16 protein-coding genes and 1 other annotated feature are annotated in these 17,555 nt (G+C 44.9%); all 16 genes read left to right on the top strand.

Translation table 11 applies throughout. From position 1 onward, the window contains the following. The first annotated feature begins 527 nt into the window (after nucleotides 1-527). Complete coding sequence (gene murB / locus NV381_RS27555; protein ID WP_258216510.1) at nucleotides 528-1,433, top strand: UDP-N-acetylmuramate dehydrogenase; 906 nt, start codon at nucleotides 528-530, stop codon at nucleotides 1,431-1,433. A 15-nt stretch (nucleotides 1,434-1,448) separates the two neighbouring features. Next, on the top strand, nucleotides 1,449-2,717 hold the full coding sequence (gene murA, locus NV381_RS27550) for a UDP-N-acetylglucosamine 1-carboxyvinyltransferase (RefSeq protein ID WP_258216509.1): 1,269 nt from the start codon (nucleotides 1,449-1,451) through the stop codon (nucleotides 2,715-2,717). 281 nt (nucleotides 2,718-2,998) lie between these two features. Continuing rightward, entirely contained in the window at nucleotides 2,999-3,931 is a 933-nt protein-coding gene (locus NV381_RS27545) for a cell division protein FtsQ/DivIB (protein WP_258216508.1), read from the top strand. 183 nt (nucleotides 3,932-4,114) lie between these two features. Beyond that, a complete protein-coding gene (gene ftsA, locus NV381_RS27540) occupies nucleotides 4,115-5,389 on the top strand; it encodes a cell division protein FtsA (RefSeq protein WP_258216507.1) in 1,275 nt (424 codons plus the stop codon). A 46-nt stretch (nucleotides 5,390-5,435) separates the two neighbouring features. Continuing rightward, nucleotides 5,436-6,569, top strand: coding sequence for a cell division protein FtsZ (ftsZ, locus tag NV381_RS27535; RefSeq protein ID WP_258216506.1), 1,134 nt, complete (start codon nucleotides 5,436-5,438; stop codon nucleotides 6,567-6,569). Nucleotides 6,570-7,051: 482 nt separating this feature from the next. Beyond that, nucleotides 7,052-7,969: a sigma-E processing peptidase SpoIIGA gene (gene spoIIGA / locus NV381_RS27530; protein WP_258216505.1), complete on the top strand. Its 918-nt coding sequence runs from the start codon at nucleotides 7,052-7,054 to the stop codon at nucleotides 7,967-7,969. A gap of 112 nt (nucleotides 7,970-8,081) precedes the next feature. Next, nucleotides 8,082-8,804 carry an RNA polymerase sporulation sigma factor SigE gene (gene sigE / locus NV381_RS27525; RefSeq protein WP_171653589.1) on the top strand — a complete coding sequence of 241 codons (723 nt, stop codon included), beginning with the start codon at nucleotides 8,082-8,084 and terminating at the stop codon, nucleotides 8,802-8,804. Nucleotides 8,805-8,976: 172 nt separating this feature from the next. Beyond that, complete coding sequence (gene sigG / locus NV381_RS27520; RefSeq protein WP_171653588.1) at nucleotides 8,977-9,759, top strand: RNA polymerase sporulation sigma factor SigG; 783 nt, start codon at nucleotides 8,977-8,979, stop codon at nucleotides 9,757-9,759. A gap of 173 nt (nucleotides 9,760-9,932) precedes the next feature. Further along, complete coding sequence (locus tag NV381_RS27515) at nucleotides 9,933-10,232, top strand: YlmC/YmxH family sporulation protein (RefSeq protein WP_258216504.1); 300 nt, start codon at nucleotides 9,933-9,935, stop codon at nucleotides 10,230-10,232. A gap of 141 nt (nucleotides 10,233-10,373) precedes the next feature. Beyond that, on the top strand, nucleotides 10,374-11,231 hold the full coding sequence (gene pgeF / locus NV381_RS27510; RefSeq protein WP_258216503.1) for a peptidoglycan editing factor PgeF: 858 nt from the start codon (nucleotides 10,374-10,376) through the stop codon (nucleotides 11,229-11,231). 14 nt (nucleotides 11,232-11,245) lie between these two features. Then, nucleotides 11,246-11,944, top strand: coding sequence for a YggS family pyridoxal phosphate-dependent enzyme (locus tag NV381_RS27505; RefSeq protein ID WP_258216502.1), 699 nt, complete (start codon nucleotides 11,246-11,248; stop codon nucleotides 11,942-11,944). Next, nucleotides 11,935-12,357, top strand: a complete 423-nt coding sequence (locus tag NV381_RS27500) for a cell division protein SepF (protein ID WP_258216501.1) — start codon at nucleotides 11,935-11,937, stop codon at nucleotides 12,355-12,357. Before NV381_RS27505 ends, NV381_RS27500 begins: the two co-directional genes overlap by 10 nt. 30 nt (nucleotides 12,358-12,387) lie before the next feature. Beyond that, nucleotides 12,388-12,660, top strand: a complete 273-nt coding sequence (locus tag NV381_RS27495; RefSeq protein WP_258216500.1) for a YggT family protein — start codon at nucleotides 12,388-12,390, stop codon at nucleotides 12,658-12,660. An 11-nt stretch (nucleotides 12,661-12,671) separates the two neighbouring features. Beyond that, nucleotides 12,672-13,454, top strand: coding sequence for an RNA-binding protein (locus NV381_RS27490; protein ID WP_258216557.1), 783 nt, complete (start codon nucleotides 12,672-12,674; stop codon nucleotides 13,452-13,454). 119 nt (nucleotides 13,455-13,573) lie between these two features. Beyond that, nucleotides 13,574-14,053, top strand: coding sequence for a DivIVA domain-containing protein (locus NV381_RS27485; RefSeq protein WP_258216499.1), 480 nt, complete (start codon nucleotides 13,574-13,576; stop codon nucleotides 14,051-14,053). Nucleotides 14,054-14,229: 176 nt separating this feature from the next. After that, nucleotides 14,230-14,490: a binding site (T-box leader), on the top strand. 163 nt (nucleotides 14,491-14,653) lie between these two features. Then, nucleotides 14,654-17,428 carry an isoleucine--tRNA ligase gene (gene ileS / locus NV381_RS27480; RefSeq protein WP_258216556.1) on the top strand — a complete coding sequence of 925 codons (2,775 nt, stop codon included), beginning with the start codon at nucleotides 14,654-14,656 and terminating at the stop codon, nucleotides 17,426-17,428. Nucleotides 17,429-17,555: the final 127 nt, after the last annotated feature.

The following is a 17,555-nucleotide window of genomic DNA, read 5'->3' as shown; positions in this document are numbered from 1 at the left end:
GACAGCGCCACTTAGCAGGAAGTACCGAATCAAGTTCAAGCTGAGAGCGTGTCCGTCAGGACGAGATGTAAAAGTCCCGCACTTAAGCTCAATTGTCAAGCAAATCCCAAGGGGACAGCGCCACTTAGCAGGAAGTACCGGATCAATATCAAACTGTGAGCGTGTCCGTCAGGACGAAAGCGTTCCTACAGGCAGGAGATCCAACGTAAAGCGTGTTCCGCAGGAACGAAAGCGCTCCTTGCACGCAAGCAACTAAGGAACACTGCGGGTGTCCAGAGGGCGGCTGCCCTCGGAGCCCTCCCGGCGGGGAGGGTTTGGGAGGGGACTATTTTTGGGCGATTGTCACACTATTTCCGATATTACATAAACTACACTATAACCGTGACAGACACCCGTTGAAGCAGCAAACGGCAGATGCGAGAAGTAAAGCTTAATTTAACACTTGCATAAATGCTCGTATTGTTCATTTCGGTTCCGGCTTGAAGCCGGTATCGGAAGCCCGAAGGTTCTGTGAAGGAGGTTTTCCCATGCAACAGGTCATTACACAATTGCAAAGCGGCGCATTTGGTCCATATTATTTGAACGCACCGCTAGCGCCTCATACAACTTGGAAAATAGGTGGTCCAGCCGATTTGCTGCTGGTACCGCAAACCAAGGAACAGCTGATTGAGGCTGTCATACTTCTGCATCAGCTTCAGGTACCTTGGACCATACTGGGGCGCGGATCCAACCTGCTGATTGCTGATAAGGGGATACGCGGAGCTGTTATTAAGCTCGGTTCCGCGCTTGAGACACTTCGATTTGAAGGCGATGTGGCTTATGCCGGAGGAAGTTATTCATTTATTAAGTTCTCTGTCATGGCCGGCAAGGAAGGATTGACTGGATTAGAGTTCGCTAGTGGGATTCCAGGAACTGTGGGAGGCGCCGTCTACATGAACGCCGGGGCTCACGGATCAGATGTGTCACGCATACTCATACAAGCTGAAGTGCTGCTCCCGACAGGGGAATTGGTGACTATGCAGCAGGCCGATTTTGAATATGCCTACAGACATTCAATACTGCAGGAACAGTCGGGTATCGTGACCGAGGCAGTTTTCCAGCTGCAATTTGGCGACCGTGAGGAAATTGCAGGGACTTTGGCCTCGTACAAGGAACGCCGTTTACGTACTCAGCCTTTGCAATTGGCATGTGCAGGCAGTGTCTTTCGCAATCCGGAAGGGCATTTTGCTGCAAAGCTCATTGAGGAAGCAGGATTGAAAGGCCTCAAAATCGGAGGTGCGGAGGTTTCGCTGCTGCACGCTAATTTCATTGTCAACACCGGGCAAGCGACAGCTCACGACGTGCTCACCCTCATCGAACAAGTGCAAAACACCGTATTTGCAACATACGGAGTTAAGCTGGTTCCGGAAGTTTTGGTGATTGGGGAGCGGTAAATCGGAGGTGGGACTTTGGAAAAGTTGGTTATCGAAGGCGGGAGACCTCTATCGGGAGCCATCAAGATTCACGGAGCGAAAAATGCAGCGCTGCCCATATTAGCAGCTGCAATGATGGCGGAAGGCACGGTTCATATTCAGAATGTGCCCAATCTGTCGGACATCCAGGTGATGCTAGACATTCTTCGCGCACTAGGGTGCCGCACCGGGCATGTTGGTGATACGGTAACCGTCAATACGTCAACAGCGCATTCGTTTCATATCCCGGAAGACCAGATGAGTCAAATGAGATCATCGATCTTTTTAATGGGACCGCTGCTGGCTCGTTTTGGCAAGGTTCAAGTCTATCAACCTGGCGGTTGTGCTATAGGTGAGAGAAAGATAGACTTGCATTTGCAAGGGCTCTCTGCTTTGGGAGCAAGAATCGAGGAGTCCGGTAACACTATTGTTTGCACGGCACCGGAATTGAGAGGTGCTGAAATCGTACTTGATTTCCCAAGTGTAGGCGCTACAGAAAATATAATGATGGCTGCTTCTATGGCAAAAGGTCTAACTACGATTTCGAACGCTGCTAGAGAGCCGGAAATACAAGACTTGCAAAATTTCCTGAATGCGATGGGAGCCAATATAATTGGAGCCGGAACTGACACAATAACCATTGAAGGCGTGTCGGAATTAACTCCTTGTACTTACCGCATTATTCCAGACCGCATCGTGGCAGGAACTATGATGATCGCCGCTGCGGTTACGCGGGGGAATATAACGCTGGAGAATGTTTGCGCGGGCCATTTGACCTCCGCCATCCATGTTTTAAAGCGTGCGGGTGTTCAAATAACAATTGACGGTGATATAATGAATATAAGTTGTCTATCAAGGCCTAAACCGGTCGACCGCATTGTTACCTCCCCACATCCGTCATTTCCTACCGATCTGCAATCGCAGGTTATGGTGCTGCTCTCTTTAGCTGATGGTCACAGTATATTAAAAGAAACTGTTTTTGAAGGCAGATTCAAGCATGTCGATGAACTGACGCGTATGGGCGCAGATATTCGGGTTGATTTAAACTCGGCGTTTATAAGAGGGGTGCCGAGATTGTACGGGGCTACCGTGGAGGCTACTGATTTACGTGCTGGAGCCGCACTTGTTATAGCAGGATTGGCTGCTCGGGGTACGACAATTATTGAACAGATTCACCATATCGATCGCGGCTATGACCGGATTGAACATATGCTGTCCTATTTAGGCGCGAGCATTCACAGGACTACGCCTGTTCCAACAGAGTAATTATGATATACGTAATGATAGAAAGTGAATTTATATACGTATTTATCCTTAATTCCTTTTGAACACTGCCGCTTATATCCCTTTCTTTTTTGGAAGGGGATGTTTAGCGGTTTACATAATGTAAGTATATAGATCCAATACTGTGTGCGTTTCATAATGTGAAAATAAGTGTAATAACTATTTTATTGACTTGAGTTTTTATTTTGCCGGAAGTCAAAAAGGCCAGAATATGCTTACGAAGTAAGTTTTTGCCTACGCAAAAACTCCCAGGAGGGACAACCTTGCACGCAGAAGAAAGACTGCCTGTCATTCAGAAGCCGAAAATAAAAAGCCGCAGCAGTAAGAGGCTGCTTGTATTTTTATTTCTCTTTTTCATTACGCTTTTGTGTGTTTTGTTTTTTCAATCCTCCTTTAGCAAAGTGTCTTCTGTAGAAATTCAAGGTCAAGAATTACTGACAGCCGAAGCGATCGGACAAGCCTCTGGGGTTAAAGCTGGAGATCATTTCTTTTCCATTTCCTCATCACAGATCGAAGATCGTGTCAAAGCTTTGAAAATGGTTCAGTCAGCAAACGTATCCAAGCACTTCCCTGGAGTTATCCGCATTGAGGTTAAGGAGTTTCCCAAGGTAGCCTATCAATTCGGCGAAAACAATCAACCACAAGCCATTTTGGCAGACGGCAGCGTCATCACAGTTTCCAATGAAGTGAACTTCATACTGGACAAGCCTATTCTTTCCGGGTGGGCTAATAACGAAGCTATGAAAATTAAGCTGTGTCAAGTATTGCAGGAAGTTCCCTTATCCTATTTGACGGATATTTCGGAGATCAAGCCAGAGCCATCCGAATCGTATCCGGACAAAATCAAAATGTACACACGATCCCAATTCGAGGTTATTACAACGGTGGGCTATCTTCCAGAGAAGCTTAAATACTTGGACTCTTACATTGCCAACTTGAAGGAAAACAAGATCAATACGGGTGTATTAAAACTGCTTGAGGCCGATACCCACGCTCCTTTTGAGTCGGATGCCAAGGGGGCATCCAAAGATTCAAATAACAAGAGCAATTCTGGGAAAGGTGCATCATCAACAGAGAACAAGACACCTGCGGGGAATTCAACCCAAGATCCGAAGAAGGATTCATCCAAGGATGCTTCTAAATCATCGTCTGTGAAAGATAATAAGGGTTCTGTCAAAGAAATCCCGAGAAATTGATAGTTTATACACTACTCAAGCTATAAAATTAATGATAGAATTGTTTCTATGTATATTTTGTTCTTAATAAGATGAAAAATCTTTTCAAAAAAAGAGGGAAATTCCCAATCATGTTGAATAAGTACAAAGGCTTTTATTTCTACAAAGCTCATATCTATTATAAGTCACAGGAGGTGCCACAGGTTGAGCAGCAATGACATCATTGTTAGTTTGGACATCGGTACATCCAAAGTTCGTGCTATTATTGGGGAAGTCGTTAACGGCGCCATTAATATAATAGGGGTTGGATCAGCCGACTCGGAAGGTATTCGTAAGGGAGCCATTGTAGATATCGACCAAACAGTTCAATCTATCCGCAGTGCGATTGATCATGCGGAACGGATGGTTGGTATTCAAATAGCAGAGGTTTACGTTGGGATTTCCGGGAATCATATCGCATTACAATCCAGTCATGGTGTCGTAGCCGTATCTAATGGAGACCGTGAAATTGGAGATGAAGACATTGAACGCGTAATACAAGCGGCCAAGGTCATCCCTCTAGCTCCGGAACGAGAAATCATTGGCGTAGTTCCTAACCAATATTTGGTAGACGGCTTGGATGAAATTCATGATCCTCGCAGTATGATCGGTGTTCGTCTTGAGGTACAGGCCACTATTATTACTGGGGCAAAAACTTCCATACATAATTTGCTTCGTGTCGTTGAGAAAGCAGGAGTGAAGGTTTCAGGGCTTATTCTAATGTCTTTAGCCTCTGGTCATTTGTGCTTATCCAAAGATGAGAAAGCAATAGGAACGGTTCTGGTTGATATAGGAGCGGGCCAAACAACAATCGCCATTTTTGAACAAAATAATTTGGTGGCTACATCTACGTTACCTATTGGCGGAGAATATATTACTAATGATATTTCCATTGGACTTCGAACTCAGGTTGATATCGCTGAGAAAATCAAGCTTAAATTCGGCTGCGCTGTTATAGAGCATGCGGCGGCGGATCAAGTTTTCAAAGTAAACCGGATCGGCAGTAATGTGGATAAAGAATTTTCGCAAGTAGACTTGGCCAATATTGTTGAGCCACGTGTGCAAGAAATCTTTCATTTGATTCAACTGGAAGTTCAAAGATTAGGTTTCTTGGAGCTTCCGGGAGGTTATGTATTAACAGGTGGAACAGTTTCCATGCCAGGTGTACTGGCTGTTGCTCAGGCAGAGCTGGCGACCTCAGTAAGAATTGCCGTCCCTGACTTCATAGGTGTACGTGATCCTTCTTATACAAGCGGTGTAGGTATTATTCAATATGCTTATAAATATCTGAGAGCCTCCAGACAATCGTCAAGCGCGGTTAAGAAAGTATCGGCCAACAAAAAGGTGACTTCATCCAGCGGTAGTAGTAATAGCAGCGGCAGTGAACAAAAACCTTCGGTAATGGAACGATTTAAAAATTGGTTGAGCGAGTTTATTTAAAGGTACACCTAAGGCGTGAAGCTTAACGAGGGGGAAGAGGTAGGCTATGTTTGAATTTGATATGGACATGGATCATTTAGCCAAGATAAAGGTTATTGGTTGTGGCGGAGGCGGCAGCAATGCCGTCAACCGAATGATTGCCAATGGTGTTAAAGGCGTAGAGTTTATTACAGTAAACACAGACGCCCAGGCTTTGCATACATCGAAATCGGAACAAAAGCTACAGATTGGTGATAAATTGACTCGTGGTCTAGGAGCAGGCGCTAATCCTGAAGTAGGGAAGAAAGCGGCTGAAGAATCCAGAGAGTTGATTTTTAATACACTTAAAGGCGCAGACATGGTATTTGTTACAGCAGGTATGGGTGGAGGTACCGGAACCGGTGCAGCACCCGTTATTGCCGAAATTGCAAAAGAGTGTGGAGCGTTGACTGTTGGAGTTGTTACGCGTCCGTTTACATTTGAAGGCCGTAAGCGTGCTGCTCAAGCAGAACAGGGAATTGCTGCCCTTAAAGAAAAAGTTGACACGCTTATTGTTATTCCCAATGATCGTTTGCTTGAAATTGTTGATAAGAAAACTCCTATGCTGGAAGCGTTCCGTGAAGCGGATAACGTTCTACGTCAAGGGGTACAAGGTATTTCTGACTTGATCGCCGTACCGGGCTTAATCAATTTGGACTTTGCCGATGTTAAGACCATCATGACCGAACGCGGTTCAGCGTTAATGGGGATTGGTGAAGCTTCTGGTGAGAATCGTGCTGCGGAAGCGGCTAAAAAGGCAATTCAAAGCCCGCTGTTGGAAACTTCCATCGACGGAGCACGGGGTGTTCTTATGAACATCACGGGCGGTGCAAACTTATCACTTTACGAGGTTAATGAAGCGGCTGACATTGTGGCTTCGGCATCTGATCTTGAAGTGAATATGATCTTTGGAGCGGTAATTGATGAATCCTTTAAGGATGAAATCAAGGTTACGGTAATTGCTACAGGTTTCGAGCATAAGGCTATGCCACAGGCTCCTGCACGCAAACCGGCAGGCAATCATAGTCAGCACCAGCAGGTATCAGAGCCTGCGGATAATCGAGTTAACAATTTGCGTCCATTTGGCAGCCAGCCTTCTAACGATCAATTGGATATTCCAACGTTTCTCCGCAACCGCGGAAGAAGCAATTTGGATAAATAGTACAAGCACTTATAAGTTCGTATATTAGAATCCCCTGCCGGTTTAGTTGAACCGGTCAGGGGATTTGTTTTTTTTCAGACTTCATAAGCTGGTAATCTACATGGATGGGGTTGGTGCGGCTTGTGCTTGATCTTGAACTAAAAAACAGGATCGATCATGATGATCCTGCCCCTCTCTACTCCGCACTATAGCGCGTGAGTGGAAGCAGCGACGGAGGGAGAGGGGGGGGCCGGAGAGTTTACGAGTCTCCTTGAAGCGGTGTTCCCACTACCTTGTCTAATCAAAGGAACACCGCTTCAAGACAGACCGCAGGCATCCCCCTTCCCGCAGGAGCTATTGCTTCCACTCACGCGCGGCCCCCCCATTATTTGACAAAAATAGTTACGCCTAATCGGCAAGTTTAGACAGACTTTGGAATAGTATTACTATATACTTGTCTCATTCGCGGTAACCTAGCAATAACTCAGGAGGTAATAGAGGGAATGATTGTATACCTCGATATCATTTTCCTCGTAAATGTGCTGATTGATGCCGCATTGTTATGGACAACAGCAAGATCAAGAAAACTAGTGTTTCGTTGGTGGAGGCTTGCTTGTTCCGCATGTATAGGTGGGGGTTACGTAGTTTTTATGTTTTTTCCCCCGCTATCGTTTTTGTTTACATTCGGAGTCAAGTTTGTATTATCTCTTCTCATGCTGCTTACAGCGTTTGGATTCGGAGGTATGCGGTATTTTTTAAGTAATGTTGGCGCTTTTTATATGGTCAATTTTGCTGCAGCAGGAACGATCTTGGGTGTGCATTATTTTTGGATGTCTTCTAGCGACGTGATGAACGGAATATTGTTTACCCAATCCGGTGGTCCGGAACATGAATTACAGATTGGACTATTATTTCTGTTTATAGTGTTGTTGTTCGCAGTATGGTTATATCGACATGTACATCAAGCAGCCAAGCGTAAGGATGATCTTGCCTCTTTTTTTGCCAGGGTGGATGTTTATATTGATGGGTTTACTTCTAGCTGCATAGGACTCATCGATACAGGCAATCAGCTATATGATCCGTTGACGAAAACGCCAGTCATGGTGATGGAGCTGTCCCATTGGGGTGAAAAGATTCCGAATTCATGGAAACAGAGAATAGAGCGTGCTGAAGTGGATCAAATCCTGCTGGCGATAGGTACAGAAGAGTTTGAATGGCAGGATCGTCTGCGGTTGGTTCCTTATAGAGGAGTAAACCGCAGCACACAGTTTATGCTGGCGATAAAACCAGATAGAGTCATTATTACTATGGGTGATAAGCAGTATGAAGCATTGAAGGTACTAATCGGGTTAGATAGCGGTAAATTAAGCAGTGATAATGCGTATCAAGCAATCATTCACCCGAATCTGCTGCAAACTTAAACAACGTTGCATGTGACCTAAGCATCCATGACAACAGCGTAGAGAAATCTAAACGTAGCTTGCGCTTACGTAATAAGCAAGGCTGCGCAAAACTCTAAGGAGGAACACAAATATGCTCGTGAAGTGGAAGCTGATTCTGCAAATCTATTATTTCCGTCTTTTGCTGCTGCTGGGACTCAAGGGGGAGGAAATCTACTACATAGGCGGAAGTGAAGCGCTGCCGCCTCCACTCACCCGCGAAGAGGAAGAATACTTGCTGGAGAAGCTGCCCTCAGGAGATTCTGCGATCAGAGCTATTCTGATTGAGAGAAATCTGCGGCTTGTTGTCTATATTGCGCGTAAATTCGAAAATACAGGAATTAATATCGAAGACTTGGTATCCATCGGCGCCATTGGATTGATCAAAGCGGTCAACACGTTTGACCCCGAGAAAAAAATCAAGCTCGCTACTTATGCATCACGTTGTATCGAAAATGAAATTTTGATGTATCTTCGACGCAACAGCAAGATCCGTACCGAGGTTTCCTTTGATGAACCGCTTAATATCGATTGGGACGGCAATGAGCTTCTCCTCTCCGATGTGTTGGGTACGGAAAACGACACCATTTACCGCAATATCGAGGAGCAGGTGGATCGAAAGCTGCTGCATAAAGCGCTTGACAAGCTATCGGAACGCGAGCGTACGATTATGGAGCTGAGGTTTGGCTTGCAGGACGGCGAAGAGAAGACTCAGAAGGATGTAGCTGACATGCTGGGCATCTCTCAGTCCTATATTTCCCGTTTGGAAAAGCGCATTATTAAGAGGCTGCGTAAGGAATTCAATAAAATGGTGTAAACTGGAAAAAACATTTTTCGAAGTGTAATGTAAGCGAATCCGCGCTTGTGCTGATTGGTTTTGCCGGCTTTTTAATACCCATTTGCGTTGGGAGCCGTCCGAAGGCATACGCATAAAAAAGCATTCCAAGGAGATAATTAACAGTAATGTTTCTCCTTGGGAGGTAATCACGGTGACCCGAAACAAAGTTGAGATTTGCGGTGTGGATACTGCAAAGCTTCCTGTTCTGACCAACGCGGAAATGCGTGAATTATTCGTTCAGCTGCAAACCAACAATGAACGGTTGGCAAGAGAGAAATTGGTAAACGGTAATTTACGATTGGTGCTTAGCGTGATTCAGCGTTTCAACAATCGCGGCGAATTTGTGGATGACCTGTTTCAAGTTGGATGTATTGGACTGATGAAGGCGATTGATAATTTTGACTTAAGCCAAAATGTTAAATTTTCCACGTATGCCGTACCTATGATTATAGGCGAAATTCGCCGCTATTTACGGGACAATAATCCAATTCGCGTATCACGCTCTTTACGGGACATTGCCTACAAAGCACTGCAAGTTCGCGACAGTTTGACCAATCAGAACTCTCGTGAACCAACTATTTACGAAATTTCCGAAGCGTTAAACGTACCTAAGGAAGATGTTGTATTTGCATTAGATGCCATTCAAGACCCTGTATCGTTATTTGAACCTATATATCATGATGGGGGAGACCCGATATATGTTATGGATCAAATCAGCGATGATCGCAACAAGGATGTTTCCTGGATTGAGGGGATTGCTCTTCGTGAAGCCATGCATAAGCTGAATGACCGGGAAAAAATGATTTTATCTATGCGCTTCTTTGATGGCAAAACTCAAATGGAAGTAGCTGATGAGATCGGCATTTCTCAAGCTCAAGTATCCAGGCTGGAAAAATCAGCCATTACGCAGATGCAGAAGCATGTTAAGAACTAACTAATTCTTTTTCTGAACAACACAAGACTTACTCACCTTTGGGTGATAGGTCTTTTTTTTATTGTCAGATGGCTTCAATGAGAAGATTTTTCGTGAAATGGACATTTTGCCCAAGTTTCACATACATATAGAAGTAGCAGGTCAGAATCCAAATGATACGTGGTGGTTGCAGCGTGAAAATATCGGACTTTCAAACCAAAGACGTAATCAATATTGTGGACGGAAAAAAGCTCGGCCAAGTGAGCGACTTAGAGCTGGATCTACGAAATGGGCGAATTGAGTCTATTGTCGTTCCGAACGGCAGCCGTTTTTTCGGTTTGTTCGGTGGAGCGACAGATGTTGTAATTCCGTGGAAAAACATTGTGAAAATCGGGATGGATGTCGTGCTGGTTAAGATCGATGATGTACGAAGCTTCCGTCAACAAGAGGAAACGGATTCTCCTACTGAGTACAATCGGCAGTATCGGGGATAGGCATGAATATCTCAAGCAGCACACGGACGAATGCTGGCCGCTCTCCGCGGTATATGCAGAAGGATGTGTGCTGTTTGCAATTCATCGTGTATACTGGTAAGTAGAGTATGTGGAACGGGTAATGGTACAGGAGGCGATAGTATGGAACCGTTTTTATTGCAAAAAGAACAGAATGGATGCGGGCTTTTATATATAAAGGGTTGGCTGGAAAAAGATTCTGGATTAACGGCGGGTTTTACATCGCGGCTTGGCGGTGTCAGTGAGCATCCGTTTGGCAGTCTTAACTGCGGTCTTCACGTTCAAGATGTTCCAGGTCATGTAGTTAACAACCGGCAGCTTTTGGCTGAAGCGCTCCATGCACAATTGAATGATTGTACCTATGCTGAGCAGGTTCATGGCAATGAGGTAGAGGTTATCACTAAGGAGCATGCGGGTGCAGGCATTCATTCAAGGGAAGAAGCGATTCAATCCAAAGATGCTTTCATTACGAATCAGACTGGAATATTTCTGCATGCGTTGTTTGCGGACTGCGTGCCCTTATATTTTTATGATCCCATTCATAGAGCTATAGGACTGGCTCATGCCGGCTGGAAGGGAACGGTGCTGCAGATTGCCAAAGCTACCATCAATGCGATGCAGAGTGAATATGGTACTCATCCGGAAAAAATGCTAGCTGCAATTGGTCCTTCCATCCAAGGCTGCTGTTATGAGGTTGATGAAGTTGTCCTGACCAGAGTAAGAGAGGTTATGGCCGAATTGGAAATTGACAATGAAGCTGCGGGGAAATATTGTTCAATATATGAATATTTGGGTAACTATAAATACAAGTTAAGCTTGCAACAATTAAACCGACAAATTATGATAAAAGCAGGAATTATGCCACAACATATCGAAATAAGTAGTTTATGTACAAGCTGTCGTACCGATTTGTTCTTTTCGCATCGCAAAGAAGGCGGGAAAACAGGCAGGATGGCTGCTTGGATTGGGTTATATGAATAGAGGTGACTAACGTTTTGCTGCTAACGCATAATATACAGCAAGTTGAGGACAAAGTATCGAGAGCGTGTGCTCGAGCCGGTCGTGATCGAAACGATGTGCAGGTTATAGCAGTAACCAAGTATGTATCTGTACAAACAACAGGGCAGGTGCTTATACATGGTCTGCGTCATATCGGGGAAAATCGCTGGCAGGATGCTGGGCCGAAGTGGGAAGCATTCAAAGATCAGGGTATCTGGCATTTTATCGGCCATCTTCAGACTAATAAGGTGAAGGATGTTATCGGGAAGTTTACCTATATTCATTCCTTGGACCGGTTATCACTCGCCAAAGAAATTGAAAAAAAAGCAGCCGCACTAGATATACAAGTCGAATGTTTTATTCAATTAAATATTTCAGGTGAAGAAACGAAGTATGGGATGCAGCCGGAAGAGCTGCCTGCTTTCATTGAAGAACTGAAGACTTACAAGCATATCCGTATTATCGGTTTGATGACCATGGCTCCATACGAGACGGAACCTGAATTAACAAGGCCGGTGTTTCGAAAGTTACGTCAGCTGAGGGACGAGCTTAACCAAAGGCAGAGTCTTGGGTATGAAATACCGCATTTGTCAATGGGGATGTCAGGCGATTTCGAGGTAGCGATAGAAGAAGGAGCAACCTGGGTGCGTTTGGGTTCCATTTTAGTAGGGAAAGAGGAGATAACATGGGAATGATGAACAAGTTCATGAATTTCATTGGTATCCAAGAGGAAGAAGAAGTTATAGAGCGCGAACGCGTAGTAGAACAATCGGATGAACATGAAACCAATCATTCGGAGCAACGTAAAAATAAAGGAAACGTAGTAAGTATCCATACTCAGAAAAATGTCCGTGTAGTGTTATTGGAGCCCAAGTCATATGAGGACACACAGGAGATAGCTGATCATTTGCGTTCACGCCGACCTGTTGTTGTGAACCTGCATCTGGTTCGTTCAGATCAAGCAACACGCATAGTGGACTTCTTGAGCGGAACTGTATATGCGCTCAATGGATCAATTTCCAAAATTGGCCCTAACATTTTTCTGTGCACACCGGATACCGTTGAAATTCATGGGTCCATCTCGGAAATACTAAATCACGAGGGATAGACTACCACACACTAAATTGAGGTGAATAGCTTGTTAGGTACTATTTACGGTTACATCGGAACGCTCATCGAAATCTATACATACATGCTCATAGCATATGTACTGTTGTCTTGGCTCCCAAGCGCAAAGGAAAGCTTTATCGGAGAGATGTTAGGCAAGCTATGTGAGCCTTACTTATCGATATTCCGTAGGTTTATACCTCCGATTGGCGGAATGATTGATATTTCTCCAATCGTAGCTTTGATTGCGCTGCGCTTCATCGGCGAAGGAATCCGTGCGGTTCTATCTTTTTTTGTTAGGTGACCTGTGTCGTGTTGAATACGGACAATCTACTTAACCACTTTCACCCCGATGAGCATCGGTTTGTCGACAAGGCAACCGAGTGGGTGGAACGTGCGGAACAGCATACAGCGAAGCTGACGGACTTTTTGGATCCGCGGCAAGCCTTTATTTTAACAACACTTGTGAACCGCAGTCCGGATGTACATGTGAGGTGGGACGGTGGGCATGAACTAGCCGAACGCAAACGAGCTCTGATTGCCCCTGACTACCGGGATTTGGATAACGAGGATATGGGAATTACTTTGATCGCTGTATCATCTCTTGACGACAGGCTCAAAGAACTGGATCATGGAGATTATATGGGCTCCATATTAGCTCTGGGAATGAAGAGAGAGAAGATAGGCGATATTCATGTGACAGAGCAGGGATGCCATTTCTTGGTGGCTTCAGAGGTAGCGGATTACATGAGGTTAAATCTGCAGCAGGTGCATCGCGTTCACGTACAAACCGAGCAGCTTCCGATCGAACGACTGCAAGCTTCCGGTACTAAGCTGGAGGAAATCAGCCTATCGGTGGCCTCGTTGCGTCTGGATGGTATTGTGAGCGATGTATATCATATGAGTCGAGCTAAAGTCTTAATTCCGATTAAGGCAGGGCGTTGTAAGGTCAATTGGAAACAAGAAGAAGATCCAAGCAAGCCGCTTCGTTCCGGTGATATTGTTTCATTGCAAGGATTTGGACGCTTTAAAGTGCTGGATGTGGAAGGCGTTACTAAAAAAGGAAGATATCGTGTGAAAATCGGCAAATTTGTTTAACGCCGATTTTTTTTGTTGTGGAATGAAGGAAAATGAAGGGAACTGTCGAATATAGCAATACGCGTAGGACAGAAGTTAAGCATATAAAAGTGTTTTTTAAATATTCAGGAGGTGCAGCAATGCCTTTAACACCGTTGGATATACATAATAAAGAATTTGGACGTTCATTTCGTGGGTATGATGAAGACCAGGTTAATGAATTTTTGGATTTGGTGATTAAAGATTATGAAGCGTTAATTCGGGAAAATAAAGATTTGCAGAATCAATTGGTTACCATTCAAGAACGACTGAATCATTTTTCCAATATTGAAGAAACATTAAGTAAAACAATCATTGTAGCCCAAGAAGCGGCAGATGAAGTCAAGAACAATTCCAAGAAAGAAGCACAGCTAATCATAAAAGAAGCGGAGAAAAACGCGGATAGGATCATTAACGAATCATTGACGAAGTCGCGTAAAGTTGCTGTGGAGATCGAAGAGCTGAAAAAGCAGGCTTCCATCTACCGCACAAGGTTCCGTACTTTATTGGAGGCCCAATTGGAGCTGCTTAGCAAGGAAGATTGGAATTCTTTGGAGCGGATGGAAGTTGAGCAGCCGTAACTAGGCTTGTTATATGTAACATGACTTATGGTAAGTTGACGAAGAGCTGCAATTTCGCTATACTCCAGTATAAGTAACAACCATTAGAGGTGTTAGTAGTTATGTGGCATGAGGCCATTAACAACCAACATGTCCAGCTTGGAGTAATGGTTGCTCATAAATGAAGTTAATAATCATGTAAAGCGTTGACTGGGACGAGTACTTTACGTACGCAGTGTTAGCGAGTCGGGGATTTGGTGGAAGCCTGGCCACTGTAGTAAACGAAAATCACCCATGAGCGTCTCTTGAATAACAGTAAAGAAGATCGGATGATCCCGTTATAGATCAATGAGCGAAGGTTATGTTATTGCCGTCGGAAGGAACGTTTATCTTAAAATCCTTCTGCAGGGAGCAGCAGCCTTAATCAGGGTGGTACCGCGAGACTTCTCGTCCCTTTTGGGATGGGAGGTTTATTTTTGTTTCACCGACCCTATTCAAACGCTGTTCTGACCCTCACAATATCTCTCCAAGAGCGAGAGCTTGTAGTTGGGAGGGGAATGGAATGCCTTAAGTGTTCGTTGGGGCGGGATACTATTTTATTCGATGGAGATGAAGCTGACGATGGATTATGGAAAAACATTAAACCTGCTGCAGACCGAATTTCCAATGCGTGGCAACTTGCCGCAAGCCGAACCGAAGTTACAGCAGCATTGGGAAGAAATTGATATTTACGCTAAAGTACAGGAAAGCCGCAAAGGAAAGCCCAAGTTTATTTTGCATGACGGGCCTCCTTATGCGAATGGAGATATCCATATCGGCCATGCATTGAATAAGACGTTGAAAGATATTATCGTCAGGTTCAAAACGATGCAGGGCTATGATGCCCCCTATGTGCCAGGCTGGGATACGCACGGCTTGCCGATTGAGCAGGCCATTGCCAATGGAGGCAAGGTTGACCGCAAAAAAATGAGCGTTCACGAGTTCCGCAAATACTGTGAAGAGTATGCTCTTCAATCCGTAGAGAAGCAGAAATCGCAATTCAAGCGGTTGGCGATCCGTGGAGATTGGAAAAACCCTTATATTACTTTGCAGCCTAAATATGAGGCGCAGCAAATCCGTGTCTTTGGCGAAATGGTCAATAAGGGTTATATCTACAAAGGCTTGAAGCCTGTATATTGGTCCCCATCCTCAGAGAGCGCTCTGGCAGAAGCCGAGATTGAGTATCAAGATAAAACTTCTGCATCCGTATACGTAGCCTTTCAGGTGAAGGACGGCAAGGGCAAGCTGCCAGAAGATGCATCGATCGTTATATGGACTACGACACCATGGACTCTTCCTGCAAATTTAGGCATCAGCTTGCATCCGGAATTTGATTATGCAATTGTTTTGGCTGACGGGAAGAAGTATGTATTAGCCCAAGGCCTATTGGAAGCAGCTTCCAAGCAAATCGGATGGACGAATGTTGAAGTTCTTTCCCAGGTAAAAGGAAGCGAGCTGGAGTATGTGCTATGCCAGCACCCGTTTTATGACCGTACATCTTTGGTAATGGTTGGTGATCATGTAACATTGGAAGCAGGTACAGGCTGTGTTCATACAGCTCCTGGCCATGGTGAAGATGACTTTGTAATTGGTCAGCGTTACAATCTGGGCGTATTATGCCCTGTAGATGATCAGGGACATTTTACAGCAGAAGCTCCGGGCTTTGAAGGTGTCTTCTATGATAAGGGTAATAAAATGATTACGGAGATGCTGAAGGAGTCTGGACATCTGCTGCAAATGAGCATGATTCAGCATCAGTATCCCCATGATTGGCGTACGAAGAAGCCGGTTATTTATCGAGCGACTGAACAATGGTTTGCTTCTGTAGATAAGTTCCGTCAGGAGATGCTTGAAGAGATCAAGCAGGTTAAGTGGACGCCGAACTGGGGAGAGGTTCGCCTTCATAATATGATTGCGGATCGTGGAGACTGGTGTATTTCTCGCCAACGTGTATGGGGCGTGCCTATTCCGATTTTTTACTGCCGCAGCTGTAATGAGCCTTTAGTTAATAACGAGACTATTGAGCATGTTGCGCGAATTTTCGAAGAAGAAGGCTCCAATGCCTGGTTTCAAAAGGATGAAAGCCAACTGCTGCCGCAAGGAGCTGCTTGTTCGAAATGCGGGCATACTCATTTCCGCAAAGAAACAGATATCATGGACGTTTGGTTCGACTCGGGATCAAGTCATGTTGCAGTCCTGGAAACTCGCGAGGAATTGCAATGGCCGGCTGATTTGTACTTGGAAGGCTCCGACCAATATCGCGGCTGGTTTAACTCATCTTTAATTACCGGTGTTGCAGCAAAGGGACAAGCGCCATATAAAGGAATTTTGAGCCATGGCTTTACTCTTGATGGAGAAGGCCGTAAAATGTCCAAGTCGCTTGGAAATACAATCGACCCTAATAAAGTATGTGATAAGCTAGGTGCGGATATCCTTCGATTGTGGGTATCCTCAGTTGATTATCAACAGGATCATCGAATCTCTGATAATATTTTGACTCAAACTACAGAAGTATATCGCAAAATTCGGAATACACTGCGTTTCCTGCTTGGAAACCTGTACAATTTTAACCCGGTTAAGGATCGCGTGTCCTCTGATACTATGAGTGAGCTAGACCGGTTTGCATTAGTACGGCTGAACCGCATGACGGAACGTGTAGTAAAAGCATACGAGTCTTACGAGTTCCATGTCGTCTACCAAGCAGTACATCATTTTTGTGCGGTTGAGCTGAGTTCCTTCTATTTGGATATTATCAAGGACCGGTTATATGCTAACTTGCCTGATGATGGTGCACGAAAAGCGGCTCAAACCGTATTATATGACGCTTTGACGGTAATAACTAAATTGATTGCCCCAATTTTACCGCATACAGCTGATGAAGTGTGGAAGTATATTCCAGGAGTTGAGCTGGAAAGTGTACAGCTGAGTGAACTGCCCGCAGTAGACCGTTCATTGTATAACGAAGCGATTGAGCTCAAGTGGGAAAGGTTTATTGACTTGCGTGATGATGTGCTAAAGGGGTTAGAGGAGGCGCGCAAGGAAAAGCTGATCGGAAACTCCCTCGGAGCTGCTGTTCATTTGTATCCTGACGCTGAAACTCTGGAGCTTCTACTAGGATTCGAACAGCTGGATCAATTGTTTATTGTATCGGCGGTTGAAATTCACGAATTAAGTTCTGCTGTCCCATCAGAAGCGCTTCAACTAAAGGGGCTTGCTATACAGATTACGGTAGCAGAAGGTGAGAAGTGTGAGCGCTGCTGGATCGTTACTCCTGAGGTCGGTCACGATTCGGAGCATCCGACGCTTTGTAAACGTTGTTCGAATGTAATCAAACTGAGTACCCGTGCTACTTCTTAATACCAGCGGACAACTCCGGCATAAGATACCTAAGTATCTTGTGCCGGATTGCTCGTTAGTTATATTTTGAATGGAATGGATGCTGGATGAAACGTAGGTACACGGCTGCGGATGAAAGCAAGCTTCT

It is taken from the genome of Paenibacillus radicis (ex Xue et al. 2023), assembly GCF_024722015.1.
Taxonomy (GTDB): domain Bacteria; phylum Bacillota; class Bacilli; order Paenibacillales; family NBRC-103111; genus Paenibacillus_S.
Note: the sequence above shows the minus strand (reverse complement) of the source record. Positions and strands in the feature narration are given on the sequence as shown.